An 18,953-nucleotide genomic window follows, 5' to 3' on the forward strand; every position below is an offset into this window, starting at 1 on the left:
CGAGAGCATCGAGAATATGACCAAGGTCTTCATATCTCAGCATGTCCTGACTCCAGTTGGCATTCGCCCCGCAGCGGTGATTGTTGACGGAGAAAAAATCGTTGGTCTCCGTGAACTGCACGAAATTCCCCCGAATGTCGAGACTGTAGATTGTGGTCGCTATGCTCTTCTGCCTGGCCTTGTCGATGCGCATACACATATCAACGAACCGGGCAGGACTGATTGGGAAGGCTTTGAAACCGGAACCATGGCGGCCGCTGCCGGCGGATTTACTACTCTGATCGACATGCCTCTTAACTGCCTTCCGGCAACAACAACGGTTGCCGCGCTCGAAGCCAAGCGAAACGCAGCGAGCGGCAAGTGCATGGTGGATTGGTGCGCGTGGGGTGGCATTTCCGAGCACAATACCGAACATCTAGAGTTGTTGGCAGCGAATGGGGTTCGAGGCTTTAAATGCTTTCTTGCTGATCCCGGAATCGATGGCTTTGCGCGTGTGGATGAAGCCGAATTGCGGACCGCCGCCAAGCATATCGTCCGGACGGGACTGCCGTTGCTTACTCATGCCGAACTGCCTGGGCCAATTCAGTTGGCTGGAGTCACCCTGACCCAAGCAGACTGGCGGAAATATGGGACTTGGCTGGCATCGCGTCCTGATGAGGCGGAGATCGAAGCCATTCGCCTTATGTTGGGCCTGAGCGAGGAATATGGCTTCCGATTACACATCGTTCATCTAGCCACCGCCTATGCCATTCCAGACTTATGCAGGGCGCGTGAGAGGGGCGTCCGCGTCACAATTGAAACGTGTCCACATTATCTGCACTTTGCCGCTGAAACAATTCCCGACGGAAGCACTTTGCATAAGTGCGCACCTCCGATCCGAAGCGCTGCGAACCGCGAAGCCCTGTGGGAGGCGTTGAAAGAAGGTGTGATCGACCTGATTGGAACCGATCACTCACCGTGTCCACCGACGTTGAAGCGACTAAATGACGGCAATTTTCAGACCGCATGGGGTGGGATTGCCAGTCTCTCGGTCGCGCTGCCGGCGGTTTGGAGCGGGATGCGTATTAGGGGCTTCAATCTTGGCGACCTTGCGCGATGGATGAGCGCAAATCCTGCAGCCCTGGCAAGCATCGACCATCACAAGGGCGCAATTGCCGAGGGTCGCGATGCAGATCTTGTCGTCTTCGACCCGGATAGAGAGATTGGAGTCGTAGCGGAAGGCTTACATACGCGCCACCTCGTCTCGCCGTATCTTGGCGAACGGATGTATGGAAAGGTCTTAGCAACCTGGCTTCGAGGAGAGCAAGTATTCGTTGACGGCAAGTTTCCCAGTAGTTGTAGGGGCAGGGAAGTCCGTTGAAAAGTGGACTATGGCATTCCAACCAGTCAATGGGTCGATCTTGGGAATGCAGCCAACCCGTAGTAACATAAGTAAATTTCAGCGGAGGTTATCTGCCATTTCCCCAGAATGGGCGGAGCCGCCCGGTATCGGGAGACTGCTTGCTGAAGGAGCGTATCGTCGGGACACCAGCTCTTCGTAAAGAAGGAGTGGCGAAGGTGCGCGGCGAGGCGCGCTATATCGATGACATTTCGTTTCCCGATATGATCTATGGCGCCACCGTGCGCAGCAGTGTCCCACGCGGACGCGTCGTAAAAATCGAATTCGGAGAAGGCATCCCTTGGGATGAATTTGTAGTCGTGAGCGCGAGGGATATTCCCGGTGAAAACGTTATTGCACTTATCAATAAGGATTGGCCGTGCCTCGTCAGTGAGCAAGTAAACCATCCTGAAGAGCCAATCTTGTTGCTGGGACATCGGGATCGCCATCTGCTCCCCAAGGCTGTGGCGGCTGTGCGGATCGAATACGAAACACTACCTAGTGTTCATTCCATAGAAGAGAGCGAGCGCGGTGATGTGATCGTCTGGGGCGAGGATAATATCTTCAAAAAGTTTCTGATCCACAAGGGCGATGTGGACGCGGCGTGGAACCAGGCCGATTTCATCGTCGAGGGCGAGTATACAACTGGTGCACAGGAACATCTATACATCGAGAACAATGGCGTGATTGCCGCCTATACGCCAGAAGAAGGCCTGACCATCTGGGGCTCGATGCAATGCCCCTATTATGTGCATAAGTCGCTCGTCGGGTTGACGCGATTACCGGAGGACAAGGTCCGTATTATTCAAGTTGAAACTGGAGGAGCCTTTGGCGGCAAAGAAGACTATCCATCGATGATCGGAGCGCACGCCGCGCTCCTTGCGATGAAGTCCGGACGTCCGGTGAAGATCATGTACGACCGTTTGGAGGACATGGTCGCCACCACCAAGCGGCATCCATCGCGCAGTCGCATTCGCACTGCAGTTAGCAAGGACGGCAAGCTGCTTGCCGCTGACATTGATTTTGCACTCGATGGCGGCGCGTACTCGACCCTATCGCCCACCGTGTTGTCGCGTGGAACGATACACGCCGGTGGTCCATATTGCTGGCCCAACATACGCGTACGTTCGAAGGCGTTTGCCACGAATTGCCCTCCACATGGAGCTTTCCGCGGATTTGGAGCTCCGCAGAGTCTCTTTGCTATTGAGCGCCACATGGATCGCGTGGCAGAGGCCATTGGTATGGCGCCAGAAGAACTTCGGCGAAGGAACTTCCTACACAAGGGTTTGACTACGGCTACAGGTCAGGAAATTCGTGAGGATGTGGATCTCGAGCACCTGCTTTCCCGCGCGCTCGAGCTATCCGATTATTATGCGAAGCGCGAGCGCTTCGACCGGGAGAATCCGGGTGCGAAGAAGAAAAAGGGAATCGGCATTGCGGCCTTCCTGCATGGCTCCGGGTTTACTGGCTCGGGCGAACGCTATTTGAATTCTGTAGCTGCTGTGGACGCGACGGCCGAGGGAAAGGTACGCGTGCTCGTCTCAAGCACTGAATTTGGTCAGGGAACGAATACGATCCTGTGTCAGATTGCGGCAGAGGCGCTTCGCATTGATTATGAAGCCGTTGAGATCGTGCAGCCGGACACCAGTATGGTGCCCAACACGGGGCCTACCGTGGCGTCGCGAACGACAATGATCGTCGGCAAACTAGTGCATTCTGCTGCGATCGGATTGCAACAGACTCTGCAGGCGAGTGGCTTGCTCGGAGAAAGTTGGACGACCGATGAATTCTCTGCTGCTGCAAAAGAATACATCGCAAGACATGGCCGACTATATTCGAGCAGCCGCTATGAACCGCCGCCCAATGTTTATTGGGATGACGTGAACTACCGCGGAGAGGCATATCCGGCATTTGCCTGGGCAGTTTACGTTGCAGAGGTGACCGTAGATATGGTCACGTATGGCGTCACCGTTGATGACTTTGTCGCCGTGCAGGAGGTGGGTCGCGTATTGAACCCGGTGCTCGCCACAGGACAAATCGAAGGAGGGGTGGCGCAAGGCATAGGCTACGCTCTCTACGAAAAGGTCCAATGGGAACAGGGACGAATGAGGAATGGGCAGATGACGAATTACATTATCCCTACCTCACAGGACATTCCGCCTATCCGCGTCTTCTTCGAAGAGATTCCGTTCACATATGGTGCGTATGGTGCTAAGGGGATTGGCGAATTGCCGATGGACGGGCCAGCACCGGCTATTGTTAACGCTGTCTCGCATGCTACGGGCGAAGACTTCAACGGAATTCCCCTACTGCCGGAAGACATCTGTTTGCGCCTCAGGTTTAGCCATGCCGTTCCTACAGAGGCGTTTGCCGTATGAAACGCCAGTGGTTTTCCTTAGTTGTGAATGGCGAGCCCAGGAAGTTAGAAGCTTATCCAATCGAACGGCTGCTTGACGTGTTGCGAGATGGAATGGGCCTTGCTGGCACGAAGGAGGGGTGTGGCGAGGGCGAATGCGGGGCCTGCAGTGTACTGATCAACGGTGAGTTGGTGAATAGCTGCCTCGTCCCGATTGTGCAAGCAAATGGAACTGACATCGTTACGATTGAAGGAGTGGCAGACGGGAACCATCTGCACCCTGTTCAGCAGGCATTCCTAACTTGTGGCGGCGCGCAGTGCGGCATGTGTACTCCCGGCATGATTGTTGCGACAACATATCTGTTGAAGAAATATTCGAAGCCCACTTCAGAGCAAATTCGTGAAGGACTCAACGGCAATCTCTGTCGTTGCACGGGCTATATGCGGATTTTTCAAGCGGTGGAAAGGGCCGTGGAGTTGGGCAAATGAGGTCGCATCCGGCAGAGTACGAGTTTGTTTCTCCCGGCAGTCTTGCGGGAGTTCTGGCTCTCCTTCAAAGCGAGCCCGGTGAATGGCTTCCCGTTGCTGGAGGCACTGAGATCATGGTGCAATTCAGCGCAGGAAGGTTGGCCGCGCATCGTCTCGTGAATATATGGAATGTTGATGAGCTTCGTCAGATCACTGAAACCGAAACGTCCCTTATTATCGGCGGCGGTTGTACCTTTACTCAACTGCGAGAATGTGCCGCGGTACCAATGCACTTCCCTCTGTTAGCGCAGGCAGCATCCTGGACGGGAAGCATTGCCAATCAGAACCGCGCCACAATTGCTGGAAATATCGTTAACGCCTCGCCCGCAGCCGATTCTCCTCCGGCCTTGCTCGCTTATGATGCTGAATTGGAGCTAATCTCTTCGAATCGAACACGAAGAATTCCTTATATCAACTTCCATCTCGGCTACAAAAAAACCGCCTTGCTACCAGGAGAATTGTTGCTTGCCATTCATCTCCAAAAGCGCTTTAAGGGCTGGTTCACATATGCGCAAAAGACCGGAGCGCGGAATGCTCAGGCAATTTCAAAGATTTGCATAGCTGGCGTCGGGAGGCTTCGCGAGGGACGCGTAGAAGCTTTGCAGATCGGCATCGGGGCAGTGGCGCCGACGCCGTTGCGTTTACAAAAAATAGAGAATGCACTGATGGGGACTTCCTTGACGGAAAATTCCATTGCTGGAGCACGCAGCCTTCTCGCGGAAGAGATTGCACCCATAAACGATATCCGTTCATCAAGCGACTACCGACGGAGTGTTGCCGCCAATTTGCTGGAGGATCTCCTCCGTAATCTTGCCGCATGGAAGGGGGTTGCATGATTACAGCGAGCAGAGTGTTAGCAGATTGGAACTTGTTGAATGATGATGTGGCCGTAGCAGCCATTTTGCCGTGTTGCGGTTCTACTCGCTGGGCGCAAGATATGGTCTCGGCTAGACCTTTCTCTGATGAGCAGGATTTGTCAGAGCGCTCCGATGCCATTTGGCTGCATCTTTCACCGCAAGATTGGGATGAGGCGTTCCGAAGTCATCCGCGTATCGGCGAGCGCAAGGCGGCCGCTACTGCCTCACGAAAATCAACAGAGTGGTCACAGCAGGAGCAGAGCCGAGTGGAGGCATCGAGTTCGGAAGTGCTCGCTGCATTGGCACGAGGAAACCATCTCTATGAAGAGCACTTTGGCCGCATCTTTCTCGTTTGCGCCAGCGGAAAGTCCTCTGCGGAAATACTAGAGATCTTAGAGCGTCGTCTGATGAATGACGCACAGACAGAATTGCGCGAGGCTGTCGAACAACAGCGACAAATTATCCGGCTCCGTCTGCGAAAATGGCTGGGTGCATAAGAAGGAAGCATGAGAGGAATTTCAACGCATATTCTTGATCTGACACGCGGACGACCGGCAGAAGGCGTGGCGGTACGGTTGCATCGCCACGAAAAGGGAGGATGGCGCGCCGTTGCCGCGCGCCGGACAGACCAGAATGGACGCATTAGCGACCTGCTGCCCGAGAATGAAACGCTGCAAAGCGGCTTTTATCGTCTGCGTTTTGGAACGAGCGCCTATTTTCGTGGCGAAGGAATCGAAAGCTTGCATCCTTTTGTTGACATAGCTTTTCAAGTCCGAGACATTGGTGAACATTATCATGTTCCACTTCTGATAACTCCGCACAGCTACTCAACGTACCGTGGAAGTTGAGGAACCTATCAGCACGATGATCGCACTCGGTGAAAATCAATATGGAAAATCGCGCGTACGCGTAATGAAGGTCGAGCGATGCGCGGATCGTCATGAGGTCTTCGAGTGGAACGTTGATGTGTGGCTGAAGGGGGATTTTACGGCGTGTTTTGAAGATGGTGACAACAGCCACGTTTTGCCCACCGACACAATGAAGAACACGATCTACTCAACGGCACGTGCATCGAAGGCAAGTACAATCGAGGAATTTGCAATTGAGCTGGCCACCCACTTCATCACCACGCAACCGCAAGTAAACGAAGCTAGTGCAAATATCAAGGCCACATTGTGGAGACACATCGATGCTGGCCGTCAGCGGCATCCTACAGCATTTGTGCAGACTGGACCAGCCAGAGAGACGGTTACGGCTACCTATCCACGCGGAGAGGCGGTTTCCGTAACGTCGGGCTTTACTGACATGGCAATTCTAAAGACGGCGAACTCTGCATTTGCGGGGTATCTTCGGGACAGGTTGACGACACTCAAGGAAACGCATGATCGTCTGCTGGGAACCCTGGCAACCGCGGAGTGGACCTACGCTGCGCCCGGTTTAGATTATGCCGCACTGCGAACAAGCATTACCGATTCGCTACTCAACGCCTTTGCTCAGCACGAGAGCCTTTCTGTTCAGCAGACGCTTTTTGCCATGGGTAAGGCTGCACTGGAAGCTGTTCCCGAAATTACCGAGATTCGGCTTCAGATGCCGAACAAGCACTGCAACCTCGTGGATCTTTCTGCTTTCGACCAGGACAATCCGAACCATATTTTCGTACCTACAGACGAGCCGCATGGTTCGATTGAAGCTTGTGTGCGGAGAGAAGTTTGAGCGCCGTTGCCATTAACGATTCAGTGCGCGCTGCGATTGCACGCGATGGCGCCGCAACCATATTAGTGCGCTGCAAAGCAATTGCGGCCTGTACGGACAAACATGGCGAAATTTTGCGAACGTTTCTTTCGCCGGCTATGGAGGAGGTTCACCAGCGTATGCGTCCTTGGTTTGAAGCCGCAGGAATGACGGTGAACGTGGATCGCGTTGGGAATTTTCGTGCATTCTACCTGTCAGCAGCCGATACAGACTCGGCGTGCTTGCTGATCGGATCTCATCTCGATACTGTTCCCAACGCCGGTGCATACGACGGCGTATTAGGTGTTCTCATGGGGCTGGCTTTGGTTGAAGCTCTCGGTGGCCGTCGATTGCCCTATTCCATCGAAGTCATTGGTTTTTCTGATGAAGAGGGAACACGCTTCGGTGTTCCATTCATCGGCAGCCAAGCTCTCGTGAATCGCCTTGACGATGCGCTCCTCAATTGCAAAGATGCCAACGGAATCATGGTTGGCGAAGCTTTGACACGCTATAGGGCAAAGCATCCAAAAGCTGTGGAATCTTCGTTAGTTCAGAATACGAAAGCCTATATCGAGTTTCATATTGAGCAGGGGCCAGTACTTGAAAGCAAAGACATGGCTTTGGGAGTTGTAGAGGCGCTCGCGGGCCAAAGACGATGCCGTCTGGTCTTTCATGGGTCGCCTGGACATGCAGGCACAACGCCGATGATGCTGCGCCGCGATGCTCTTGCAGCCGCTGCCGAATGGATCACTCGCGTCGAAATGATCGCCTCTGAATTCGAGGGTCTAGTGGCGACGGTTGGCCAAGTGTTTGTTGAACCGGGTGGGGTAAATGTAATTCCTGGTGTCACACGTTGCAGCCTTGATGTGCGGCATGCAGACGATGTCGTGTGCCGGAAGGCTTTGGAAGCAATCCTCAATGAAGCCCGTGTCACAACGACCAGGCGCGGATTGACAGTCGATACGGCGGAATACCACACGCAACCTGCTGTACACCTTAATCCGACGATGGTCGCACTAGCGGAAAATTCCGTGCGTCAGGCAGGCTATTCGTTCCTCCGCATGACCAGCGGAGCGGGGCATGATGCAATGGTCATCGCTCCGCACCTACCTTCAGCAATGTTATTTCTGCGGAGCCCTGGTGGTATCAGTCATCATCCGGACGAGAGCGTGCTTAAATCCGACGTTGCTGCGGCTATCCACGCCGGCCTGTGTTTTCTTGACAATGTCGCATCCTTCCTCAACGACAATGGGGGCGATTTGCGTGCATAACTTAGGACACACGCGCAGCGTGCGACGTGCGAGCCATTTCATTCATACCCCCGATACATTTATCCGTACTCAGATTCCGGGCTGCTCGAAAGCCAGCGTGATCGTCCATGCTTCACCTGTGCTTGGAGCGAATTTCGCACAATATTCTGTTGAATTTGAAGTTGGTGGCGCTCTTGGGTCCGCATCAGGTCAGAGATTCTTTTATGTGCTCGACGGCACGATAACACTTGAGAGCGGTGCCGATACTTACACGCTCGTTGAGAACGACTACGCTTATGTACCGCAAGAAGCAGAGCATACGATTCGCGCTTTGCAAGCCTCGCGTGCCACAGTGATCGAGCAGAAATATCGTTCAGTGAATGGCGAGGGTCCTCCAACATTGCTGGTGGGGCATGAGCCATCGGTACCGGCGCAGCCGCTAACGGGTGACAACGATCTGCTCGTGCGTTCGCTTCTGCCGGATACCATAACGTTCGACTTCGCAGTGAACACCATGTCTTATGCACCGGGCGCAGGATTGAGCATGGTTGAGGTTCATGTCATGGAGCACGGTTTGCTGATGCTTGAAGGTGGAGGCATTTATCGACTTGATGACCAGTGGTATCCAGTGACTGCGGGAGACTTTATCTGGATGGCGCCGTACTGCCCTCAATGGTTTGGTGCGATTGGAAAGGTTCCGGCAAAATATCTGATCTATAAGGATTGGAATCGGCACCCTTTGGCGTGAAATGCAGATAGAGATTGATCAACAACGTCTTATGCAGGAAATCGATACGCTTGCGACGATTTCTGATGTCGAACCCCCCGCCGTCACACGCATCGTATTCAGCGAACAGGACCTGCGCGCCCGAGCGTGGCTGAAAGAGCGCTTTAGCGAAGCTGGACTTTCAGTGCGCGAAGATGCCGCCGGAAATGTATTCGCTCGCTGGCAGGGGGCACGTTCTGAGTTGCCTGCCGTGGCTACGGGTTCGCACATCGACGCGATTCCCTACGCCGGGAAGTTTGATGGAGTCGTGGGTGTGCTCGGCGGTCTCGAGGCCATTCGCGCATTACACAGAAGCGGATTTCGACCAGCCCGCTCTATCGAACTAATTCAGTTCACCTCGGAGGAGCCGACACGGTTCGGTGTTGGATGCCTTGGCAGTCGGCTACTCTCAGGCGTTTTGAACCCGCTTGCGGACGACTCTCTGCGCGACAGGCAAGGCGACACTCTAAAAACTGTCCGCATGAACGCTGGATTCAATGGCGAGCTCTCAACTGTTCGTTTGCCTCAAGGCTTCTACTCGGCCTTTCTCGAGCTTCACATTGAGCAGGGGCCGATTCTCGATCGCGAGAACATTACGATTGGAGTTGTTACTGACATCGCAGCGCCAGCAAGTTTTACGGTGACCCTTGAAGGCGAAGGCGGTCACGCAGGAAGCACATTCATGCCTGGAAGACGTGATGCTCTTTGTGCCGCGTCTGAACTGATTCTTGAAATCGAGCGGCTCGCGTTAAGTTCCGGTTCCCGTAACACGGTGGCCACTGTTGGAACCTGTGAAGCATATCCTGGTGCAATCAACAGCATTCCCAGTCGGGTGAAGCTTGGCGTAGATCTGCGCGACACGGACGGTGATCGACGTGACATGGTTCTCGAAAAGATACGGCATGGAGCAGGTGAGATTTCCCAGCGGCGGCAGATCAAAGTTGAGATGATTATGCTAAATGCTGATCCTCCGGCCTCCTCGTCACCACGTGTCTTAAGCGCGATCAATAACGCTTGTTCCGAAGCAAAGGTATCATCTCGCCAAATTGTCAGTCGCGCTTATCATGACTCACTTTTTATGTCGCGGATCGCGCCGATGGCCATGATTTTCATTCCTTGTCGCAACGGCATTAGCCATCGTCCTGACGAGCATGCGTCTGTCAGCGATATTGCGGACGGCGTTGAAGTGCTTGCTCGTTCACTGGCTGAGCTCTCGTGCGATACCTAGCAAATCCGGGCCCGCCGTCATGTCGTCCCACAGCGCTGATATCATGGAGTCTCTTCCTGTAAAGGAGACAACGCCATGTCTGCTGTCACTGCATCGCCGCTCACCTCTTCTTTGAAACATTCTGACGCAAACACCAAGCAACTTAAGCACTGGATCGGTGGGAATCCTGTTGAGGGATCATCGGGCCGGTTTGCCGATGTTTTTCATCCTGCTTCAGGTCTGGTCCAGGCACGCGTACCTCTGGCCAATGCAGATGAAGTGGATAAGGCAGTTGCTGCGGCTGCCGCGGCATTTCCTGACTGGTCTTCGCAGCCTCCGCTACGGCGTGCGCGCGTCATGTTTCGCTTCCGCGAGATATTCGAACGGCGAATCGAGGAAGTTGCTGTGTTGATTAACCGAGAGCATGGCAAAGTACTGTCTGATGCGAGAGGAGAGGCGACTCGGGGCCTTGAGGTTGTTGAGTTTGCTACCGGCATTCCGCAATTACTAAAGGGGGAATTCACTGAACAAGTGGGAGCGGGCATCGATAGCTGGTCCATGCGCCAGCCGCTCGGAGTGGTGGCAGGTATTACGCCATTCAACTTCCCTGCCATGGTGCCAATGTGGATGTTTCCGATCGCTCTTGCCTGCGGGAACACGTTTATCTTGAAGCCGAGCGAGCGCGACCCGAGCTCGTCGGTTCTGCTCGCTGAAATGTTGAAGGAAGCCGGTTTACCGGACGGAGTCTTCAATGTTGTGCATGGCGACAAAGTGGCTGTCGATGCCATCCTCGCGCATCCGACGATCCAGGCCGTGAGCTTTGTTGGCTCAACGCCGATTGCCGAGTATGTATATCGAGAAGGCACGAAACATGGGAAACGTGTACAGGCTCTGGGTGGTGCTAAGAATCACATGATCGTGATGCCGGATGCCGACCTGGATCAGGCCGCTGACGCACTTACCAGCGCAGCGTACGGATCGGCAGGCGAGCGATGCATGGCAATCAGCGTGGCAGTCGCGGTAGGAAGTCAGACGGCCGATACGCTGATTGAAAAGCTTGAAAGCCGCATTGCTAAGCTCCGCGTCGGAGATGGCACGAAGGAGGAGGCCGATCTCGGTCCACTCATCACGAAGCCGCATCTCGACAAAGTCAGTAACTATGTCGAACTCGGGGGCAGGGAGGGTGCCGAGCTTGTTGTCGACGGTCGTGCAAGTGCATTGCCACACGGTGAAGGCTTTTTCCTCGGTGCCTGTCTCTTCGATCACGTAAAACCGGAGATGCGGATTTACAAGGAAGAGATCTTCGGACCTGTACTCGGGGTCGTCCGCGTGAATAATTTTGAGACCGCTTTGCAGCTCGTGAATGAGCACGAATACGGTAACGGCACATCGCTTTTCACGCGCGATGGTGATACCGCACGGGACTTTACTCGCCGTGTGCAGGCCGGTATGGTCGGTATCAATGTTCCGATCCCGGTGCCGATGGCATTTCATAGCTTTGGCGGGTGGAAACGGTCATTGTTCGGTGATCATGCTGTACACGGACCGGAAGGGGTACGCTTTTATACCCGATTGAAAACGGTAACGGCACGATGGCCTACAGGCATTCGGACTGGCGTTGACACTAGCATGCCAACGCTCGGATAGATCGCTCACTAGAAGGGCCGCTTAGACAGAGCGGCCCTTCTAGTGTCCAGACCGTGATTAGTTTGTTACGCACTGCTCGTCAGCAATATGCAGATGCTTGTCGAGGGTATCGATCCCTCGTTCGATCTCTTCTTCCGTGATGATGAGGGGCGGCGCAATTACGAAGTGACTCACCCATGCCTGCATGATGACGCCATCTGCCAATGTTTTCGCGGCGATCTGATCGACTACCAGAGCCTTGCTGGAGACTTTGTCAGCGTAAGTGTTGAACGGCTCCTTGGTTTTCTGGTTTTTTACCAAGTCGACAGCCCAGAACAGTCCTTTTCCGCGCACATCTCCTATGCTTGGGTGCTTGGACTTGAGCGTATTTAGCTTTTCTTCGACAAATGGACCTAGCTTCCGCGTTCGTTCCACAAGGCCGAGCCGCCTCATTTCCTGAATTGTGGCGACCGCCGGAAGGAGCGTCATCGGATGTGCTTCATAAGTGTGTCCATGCGCGAAGTAGTGGTCCTGAAAAAAATCGCCGATCTTCTCTGACGTTGCACAGAGGCCCAGTGGTACATAGGCCGATGTGATGCCTTTCGCCGTGCAGAGAATGTCCGGCGTTACGTCCCAGAGGTTCATTGCGAACCACTCTCCGGAGCGTCCCCATCCGCTCATGACTTCGTCGGCGATCAGCAATACCCCAGTTTCATCGCAAATGCGGCGCAGCTTTGGCATGTATTCGGGTGGCGGAACAATCACGCCATTTGTGCCGACGATTGGCTCAACCAAGACCGCCGCTACATCGGATTCATTGCGGATCATGTGCTCAAGATAGTCGGCGCAAGCAATTCCGCATTCCGGATAAGTGTGTTTGATTGGGCACTTGTAGCAGTGCACTTCTGGCCCAAAAATAATTCCTGGGCCTTTGCCGCGAGGCTCCATTGACCAGCGTCGCGGATCGCCTGTTGCAGCGATCGATCCCGCAGTCGAACCATGATAGGAGCGGTAGCGTGCGATGATTTTGGTCTTGCCTGTGTACATCCGAGCAATCTTGAAGGCGGCTTCGTTTGCGTCGGTGCCGGATGTTGTGAAGAAGAATTTGTTCAACCCCTTCGGCAGAACTTCAAGCAATAGCTTTGATAATTCGGCGCGCGCGGTCGTAGTGTAACCAGGTAGCGCATAGGCCAGGTCCTGAGCCTGCTTAGCGATGGAGTCTATAACGGCTTGATTCTTGTGCCCGAGGTTCATGCACATCAGCTGCGCCGAAAAGTCTAGATATCGCTTGCCATTGGCATCGATGATGTAGCACCCCTCAGAGTCAACAATGTGAAGCGGGTTCCAGCCCTTCTGAAACCGCCATGTTCCGTAGTTTGTCTCGCGCGTAATTCGTACGACTTCTTCTGAGGTCAATTCTGTAGCGGAAGACTGCGTCATTGTTTCGTTAGGAGTCATTGTGTTGCCTCGTTTTCTTCGATAACGATAGATGGCTTAGCCAGCATCATGAGGTAGTAGAGCGTTCCGGATAGAAGGAAGCCGATAAACCAGGCGTAGTCGTACAGAAAGGCGACAGCCGGGATAAAGCGACCGACCAATGCGGCCACCACGCCAATGACAAGCGCGATCAGCGCGGCTGGATTCAGGCCGCGTCGATACTCATAAATTCCGCCCCGTCGGTAGAGTGAATAGCAGTCGAGTTTCGTTCCTCGCACCATAAAATAATCAGCCACCATAATCCCTGCGACTGGACCTAGCAGGCCAGAATACCCGACGAGCCATCCAAAGATGTAGCTGCCGAAGGTTTCCATCAACTTCCAGGGCATCATAGCGAGCCCAAGAAGGCCGGTGATCATACCGCCTGTGCGAAAGCTGATGAGTCGCGGCGCGAGGTTGGAAAAATCATTCGATGGTGAAACGACATTGGCCGCGATGTTCACGTTCAGTGTCGCGACAAGTAATGCGATCAATCCGAGAAATGCAACGAACGGCTGATGGAAGCGGCCCAGAAGGGTGATTGGACTCCAGATCGGTTGACCAAAGACCACTTCTGACGCTGATGTTACCGCTATACCGATGAATGAATAGAGCGTCATCGCGACGGGCAATCCGAATGCCTGTCCGATGATCTGTGCGTCTTGATTTTTCGCATAGCGTGTAAAGTCTGGAATATTGAGCGAAAGCGTCGCCCAGTACCCGACCATTGCTGTCAGTGACGGAATGAAGAAATGGAGAAAGCTGCTGGTCGACGTAAATCTACTCGGCGCTGCCAGCATCGGGCCGAAGCCGCCTGCTTTGTGCAACATCCAAAACAGCAAAATGAGTGACATCAGCAGCATGAAAGGCGCAGAAAAACTTTGTAGGAAGCGGATGGATTCGACGCCGCGCCACACGATTGCCATATTCAGCAGCCAGAAGCCTAAGAAACATGCCCACAATACCCATGGCATGTGCATAGTCTGCGGCAACAGCACTCCAACCATCGCCGCAATTGCTTGACCGCCAAGCCATGATTGGATGCCGAACCATCCACAGGCCACGATTGCACGCAAAATCGCAGGAATGTTCGCGCCCGCAGGGCCGAACGAGGCGCGAACAAAGACTGGGAAAGGGATGCCGTACTTCGCCCCTGCGTGGGCGTTTAGTAGCATGGGAATGAGTACGATGAGATTGCCGAGAAGGATGGTGAAGATCGCCTGCTTCCAGTTCATGCCGCCCGCGATGAGTGACGAAGCAAGCATGTAAGTCGTCACTTCCATCGACATCGAAAACCAGAGCGCGATGTAGTTGTAGGTGCTCCACGTCCGCTGTGCAGGTTGTGTGGGTGCCAGATCTTTGTTATAGAGTCGGGAATCGGGAGCCAATTCGGCCGCGTAATGGTGCCTGTCCCGCGGATTCGCTGAAGCAGCGGCGGCTGGGATCAAACCATGCCTCCTGCGTTAGCTTCTCGCTTCACGAATCGACCGCGTCCAGTCGTGCCTAGAAACTTGCCCGGTTTGGTTGAGTTGTCGACTACCAATTCACCGCGTGAAATAACCTTGGCTGCATTGCCCTTCACCGTCCAACCTTCGAACATGGAATAGTCCGTTGCCATGCGTTGAGTGGCTGCGGATATGGTGTACTCGGCGTTCGGGTCCCAGATTAGTATGTCTGCGTCGAGACCTTCTTTGATGGATCCTTTCTGTTTTTCCATCCCAAAGACGCGGGCGGGAGCAGTGCAACAGAGGTCAACAAACTTCTCTTGAGTGAACCAGCCGCCATTGACGCCGTAATGCCACAGAATCTGTAGCCGGTTTTCAACGCCGGGGCCGCCGTTTGGGATCTTGCTGAAGTTCCCGCGACCGAGCGATTTCTGATCAGCGAAGCGGAATGGGCAGTGGTCCGTGGAAACCACTACAAGTGAGCCGTCTGTGAGCGCTTGCCACAACACTTTCTGGTTCCACTTCTCACGCAGTGGGGGAGTGAAGACAAACTTGGCCTCATCCCAACTCTTGCCCGGCATCTGGTCTTCAATCGAGAGCACCAGATACTGTGTGCACGTCTCCGCCAGAGCTTTAGCACCGCGCTCTTGCAGATGCTTCAATTCGTCAAGCGCATACGCGTTAGACAGGTGCACAATGTAGACCGCAGCTCCGGCCATGTCAGCAAGGGCAATCGCGCGATGCGTGGCCTCGGCCTCGGCTTTCGGCGAGCGGGACAACGCGTGATAATGTGGTGCAGTCTTGCCCTCGGCCAGCATCTGCGCGACGACGATGTCGATAGCGCTGCCATTCTCCGCGTGGATGCAGCAGAGGGCGTTCAGCTTTGCCGCTTTTTGCATCACTTTGAACATCAGGCCGTCATCAATCATCAACACGCCGGGATAGGCCATGAATAGCTTAAAGCTGGAAACACCCTCGGCAACCATCTCCTCCATCTCGCGCAGTCCTTGCGAGCCATCGCCCGGGCCGAGATCGGTTACTGCCATATGGAGGGAGAAATCGATACATGCCTTGTTGTCCGATTTCTTTCTCCACGTATCGTAGGCTTCGCGCATTGTGCGGCCTTGCGACTGTAATGCGAAGTCTATGAGCATTGTCGTTCCACCCACGGCTGCAGCTTGTGTGCCGGTCGTGTAGTCGTCAGCGGAAACAGTGCCTCCAAAGGGCATATCAAGATGCGTATGCACGTCGATGCCGCCAGGCATGACAAGAAGGTCTGTCGCATCGACAGTCGTGTGGCCGGTCGCGTTAATCTTATCGCCGACTTTCGCAATCTTCTCGCCGTCGATCAGCACATCGGTCTTCTTCGACCCGTCAGCGTTAACCACCGTGCCGTTCTTGATCAGAATTCCCATCGTGGTCGGCTCCTTAGTCCTCGATCACCACGCAGCAGATCCTGGACTATATGTTTGGGTTGCCGGCAGTAACTGAACCTTCTGTAACGAGGCCGGCATTCACACGTTCGTCCCATGTCTCCGCTGGCAGTCCGTTGTCGACGCGTTCCATGGTGATGCAATCCGGAACAGGGCATACCAGAGAGCACAGATTGCAGCCGACACACTCATGCTCGTCCACGCGCGGTATACGAGCGAGCGGCGTGGAATAGGGGCCCGTGTTTTCCGGGCCGTTGAGATCCAGCTTCGGTATCGGTGTTGTACTGATTCGACCTCGGCTTTCTGCAGCTATCATCTCCGGCGTACGCGAAGTGTTCGGCGTGGGAAGTGCGCGGTCAAGATGTATGCACTGGTGTGCACCGTCCCAGCACGCCGTATAGCAAAGTTCACAACCAATGCACTTATTTTCGTGAATGTGCGCGACGATCTTGTAGTTGAGGTTGAGGTGCTTCCATTCTGCTACATTCGGCAGTGAGAGACCGCGGAAGTCGTCGATCGATTGATAACCTTTCCGCCGCATCCACGCGAGAAGGCCGTCGGCCAGGTCTTCGACGATGCGGTAACCGTAATGCATGACGGCTGTGCAGACCTGCACCGTGCCCGCGCCGAGCAGTATGAACTCGGCTGCATCCTGCCAGACGCCGATGCCTCCAATGCCAGACATCGGCAGAGCAGCCTGCTCATCCGACATAACCTGCTGCACCATATTGAGCGCGATCGGCTTTACCGCAGGACCGCAGTAGCCACCGTGCGAACTTTTGCCGTCGACGTTGGGACGCGGTTCGAGCGTGTCCAAATCAATGCCAGTGATCGAGTTGATGGTGTTGATCGCGGAGAGCGCGTCCGCACCCGCCTGCTTGGCTGCGCGGGCCGGCATGCGGATATCACTGATGTTCGGCGTGAGCTTGATAATCACGGGTGTTCGCGCTTTCTCTTTCACCCATTCCGTGATCTGGCCGCAATACTCAGGCACCTGCCCGACCGCGGATCCCATGCCCCGTTCACTCATCCCGTGTGGACAGCCGAAGTTCAGTTCGAGCCCATCAGCACCTGCATCTTCGGCGCGTTGCACAATCTCATGCCATGCGTGCCGTTTTGATTCGACCATGAGGGAGGCGATGATAACGTGCTTTGGATAGCGACGTTTTACTTCGGAGATCTCACGAAGGTTTACTTCAATAGGTCGGTCGCTGATCAGTTCAATATTGTTCAAACCCATCATCCGCTGCCCATTCCAGTCGATGGATGAGTAGCGTGAACTTACATTCGTAATCGGCTCGCCAATTGTCTTCCAGACGGCGCCCCCCCAGCCTGTGTCAAACGCTCGCATAACCTGCTCGCCGCAGTTGGAAGGTGGAGCGGAGGCAAGCCAGAACGGATTCATGCACCGGATGCCGGCGAAAGTCGTTTCAAGCGTTGGCATCTTGTCCCTCCAGCCATGCTGCGATTCCATTCCCTGCGCGTTTGCCATCAGCCACAGCGTCGACGACTTCGCGGCCGCCGTTTGCGCAGTCGCCTCCCGCGAAGTATTTCGGATTCGAAGTTTGCCCGGTCACGCGGTCGATCACTACGCGTCCTCGCTCCAGGTTGATCTTGGGACTGTCCAGAAAGTCTGTGTGCGTTCCCTGACCTATAGCCAAAATAACCAGATCGACCCGCAGCCGAATCCTTGCATCAGATTTCGGCAATAGCGACCCATCCGACGTAACTTCAAGGTGGACAAGTTCAAGCTCCTCCACCTTCTCTGTGCCCTTAATGCCGACAGGCTTCATATGCCACAGAAACTTCACGCCTTCCAGTTTTGCGTGCTCATATTCATAAGCGAAAGCAGACATCTGCTCAGGTCCGCGACGATAGATCATGTGTACCTCGTTCGCGCCTAAGCGTGCGGCAGCGTTTGCAGCATCAATCGCCGTGTTCCCGGCGCCGATGACGGCAACTCGTTCGGGAGCCGATGTGACTTGCCCGCTCTTATAGTCAGCAATATAGTCGAGCGCGTTGGTCACACCCGGCAGCGTCTCCCCCGCAATCCCGAGCCGATGTATCGCGCCCAGACCGATACCAAGAAAGATCGCGTCACGAGAGGATTCGAGCGCGGCCAGCTTCTTCGCATCCACCGTGGAATTGAAGTGGAACTGAACACCCAATTGCGTCAGCAGATCGATCTCCCGCAGGCTTTCCGCCAGCGGCAACTTATATTCGGCGATGCCATATGTGTTTAGCCCGCCAGGCAGTGGCCGAGCATCGAATATTTCTGCTCTTATGCCCCGACGCCGCAGTTCGGCTGCACAGGAAAGTGAAGCGGGTCCTCCGCCAATGAGTGCCACCGATTTGCCTGTATCTGCACCCGGCGCGAAGGGAAGAGGCGCGCTACTTTCGTACAAGGCGTCCATTGCGAAGCGCTGGAGACGAGCGATCGCAATCGGCTGCTGATTGTAGCGGTGCATCACACATGCGCCTTCGCACAACACGGCGACGGGACAGGCCCGTGCGCAACTGGCGCCAAGGATGTTCGCGTCAAGGATCGTTTTTGCCGATCCTTCCAGGTTGCCGCTGGCGATCTTCCTGATAAATCGCGGAACGTCAATATGCGTAGGACAGGCTGCCGTACACGGTGCATCGAAGCAGTAGAGGCAACGGTTCGCCTCCGTAACGGCAGCTATCTTGTTGAAAGGCGGATGCAAGTCAGGAAAGCGGGCTGCGATCCGCGGCGTGTCTGGGGCTTGATCGAAAAAACTCATCGACTCACTCATCCCGGTTCGACCTCTCAACAGCAGAACTGAGGCATCCCCTAAAGTCTGCCGGTAAGTTCCACCGGAGTCCTGATTATGCAATATTTCTGCACAAACGGGGAGTGGTCCTAATTGTACGTTGAGGCT

At 54.7% G+C, this 18,953-nt stretch carries 16 protein-coding genes; 11 read left to right on the forward strand and 5 right to left on the reverse strand.

Annotated features, from left to right (window positions below; all coding sequences use genetic code 11):
• Nucleotides 1-16 precede the first annotated feature (16 nt).
• The 11 genes from allB (at nucleotide 17) to H7849_RS02415 (ending at nucleotide 11,720) form a co-directional block, all read left to right on the forward strand.
• Complete coding sequence (allB, locus tag H7849_RS02365; RefSeq protein WP_186743854.1) at nucleotides 17-1,360, forward strand: allantoinase AllB; 1,344 nt, start codon at nucleotides 17-19, stop codon at nucleotides 1,358-1,360.
• A gap of 140 nt (nucleotides 1,361-1,500) precedes the next feature.
• Nucleotides 1,501-3,756 (forward strand): xanthine dehydrogenase family protein molybdopterin-binding subunit, encoded by a 2,256-nt coding sequence (locus H7849_RS02370; protein WP_251106551.1) that lies wholly within the window; start codon nucleotides 1,501-1,503, stop codon nucleotides 3,754-3,756.
• Nucleotides 3,753-4,223 (forward strand): (2Fe-2S)-binding protein, encoded by a 471-nt coding sequence (locus H7849_RS02375; RefSeq protein ID WP_186743855.1) that lies wholly within the window; start codon nucleotides 3,753-3,755, stop codon nucleotides 4,221-4,223. Before H7849_RS02370 ends, H7849_RS02375 begins: the two co-directional genes overlap by 4 nt.
• Nucleotides 4,220-5,098, forward strand: a complete 879-nt coding sequence (locus H7849_RS02380; RefSeq protein ID WP_186743856.1) for an FAD binding domain-containing protein — start codon at nucleotides 4,220-4,222, stop codon at nucleotides 5,096-5,098. Before H7849_RS02375 ends, H7849_RS02380 begins: the two co-directional genes overlap by 4 nt.
• Entirely contained in the window at nucleotides 5,095-5,616 is a 522-nt protein-coding gene (uraD, locus tag H7849_RS02385) for a 2-oxo-4-hydroxy-4-carboxy-5-ureidoimidazoline decarboxylase (RefSeq protein ID WP_186743857.1), read from the forward strand. The genes H7849_RS02380 and uraD overlap by 4 nt, the downstream gene beginning before the upstream one ends.
• Nucleotides 5,617-5,625: 9 nt before the next feature.
• A complete protein-coding gene (gene uraH / locus H7849_RS02390) occupies nucleotides 5,626-5,967 on the forward strand; it encodes a hydroxyisourate hydrolase (protein ID WP_186743858.1) in 342 nt (113 codons plus the stop codon).
• A gap of 16 nt (nucleotides 5,968-5,983) precedes the next feature.
• The gene (gene pucL / locus H7849_RS02395; protein WP_186743859.1) at nucleotides 5,984-6,832 is read left to right on the forward strand and encodes a factor-independent urate hydroxylase; all 849 of its coding nucleotides are present in this window, start codon (nucleotides 5,984-5,986) and stop codon (nucleotides 6,830-6,832) included.
• Nucleotides 6,829-8,121 carry an allantoate amidohydrolase gene (locus tag H7849_RS02400; RefSeq protein WP_251106552.1) on the forward strand — a complete coding sequence of 431 codons (1,293 nt, stop codon included), beginning with the start codon at nucleotides 6,829-6,831 and terminating at the stop codon, nucleotides 8,119-8,121. Before pucL ends, H7849_RS02400 begins: the two co-directional genes overlap by 4 nt.
• Nucleotides 8,114-8,848 carry a (S)-ureidoglycine aminohydrolase gene (gene allE, locus H7849_RS02405; RefSeq protein WP_186743860.1) on the forward strand — a complete coding sequence of 245 codons (735 nt, stop codon included), beginning with the start codon at nucleotides 8,114-8,116 and terminating at the stop codon, nucleotides 8,846-8,848. Before H7849_RS02400 ends, allE begins: the two co-directional genes overlap by 8 nt.
• Nucleotide 8,849: 1 nt before the next feature.
• On the forward strand, nucleotides 8,850-10,094 hold the full coding sequence (locus tag H7849_RS02410; RefSeq protein ID WP_186743861.1) for a M20 family metallo-hydrolase: 1,245 nt from the start codon (nucleotides 8,850-8,852) through the stop codon (nucleotides 10,092-10,094).
• 75 nt (nucleotides 10,095-10,169) lie between these two features.
• A complete protein-coding gene (locus tag H7849_RS02415) occupies nucleotides 10,170-11,720 on the forward strand; it encodes a CoA-acylating methylmalonate-semialdehyde dehydrogenase (protein WP_186743863.1) in 1,551 nt (516 codons plus the stop codon).
• Between the two features lie 57 nt (nucleotides 11,721-11,777).
• Here H7849_RS02415 and H7849_RS02420 read toward each other — a convergent pair whose 3' ends face one another.
• From H7849_RS02420 to H7849_RS02440, 5 genes are read right to left on the reverse strand one after another with little or no spacing between them, the layout of a single operon-like run.
• Nucleotides 11,778-13,157 carry an aminotransferase family protein gene (locus H7849_RS02420; RefSeq protein ID WP_186743865.1) on the reverse strand — a complete coding sequence of 460 codons (1,380 nt, stop codon included), beginning with the start codon at nucleotides 13,155-13,157 and terminating at the stop codon, nucleotides 11,778-11,780.
• A complete protein-coding gene (locus tag H7849_RS02425) occupies nucleotides 13,154-14,623 on the reverse strand; it encodes an NCS1 family nucleobase:cation symporter-1 (RefSeq protein WP_251106553.1) in 1,470 nt (489 codons plus the stop codon). Before H7849_RS02425 ends, H7849_RS02420 begins: the two co-directional genes overlap by 4 nt.
• Entirely contained in the window at nucleotides 14,620-16,035 is a 1,416-nt protein-coding gene (hydA, locus tag H7849_RS02430) for a dihydropyrimidinase (RefSeq protein ID WP_186743867.1), read from the reverse strand. Before hydA ends, H7849_RS02425 begins: the two co-directional genes overlap by 4 nt.
• A gap of 46 nt (nucleotides 16,036-16,081) precedes the next feature.
• Nucleotides 16,082-17,497, reverse strand: coding sequence for an NAD-dependent dihydropyrimidine dehydrogenase subunit PreA (gene preA, locus H7849_RS02435; RefSeq protein WP_186743869.1), 1,416 nt, complete (start codon nucleotides 17,495-17,497; stop codon nucleotides 16,082-16,084).
• Entirely contained in the window at nucleotides 17,484-18,815 is a 1,332-nt protein-coding gene (locus tag H7849_RS02440; protein WP_251106554.1) for an FAD-dependent oxidoreductase, read from the reverse strand. The genes preA and H7849_RS02440 overlap by 14 nt, the downstream gene beginning before the upstream one ends.
• Between the last annotated feature and the right edge of the window lie 138 nt (nucleotides 18,816-18,953).

It is taken from the genome of Alloacidobacterium dinghuense (genome assembly GCF_014274465.1).
Taxonomy (GTDB): Bacteria; Acidobacteriota; Terriglobia; order Terriglobales; family Acidobacteriaceae; genus Alloacidobacterium; species Alloacidobacterium dinghuense.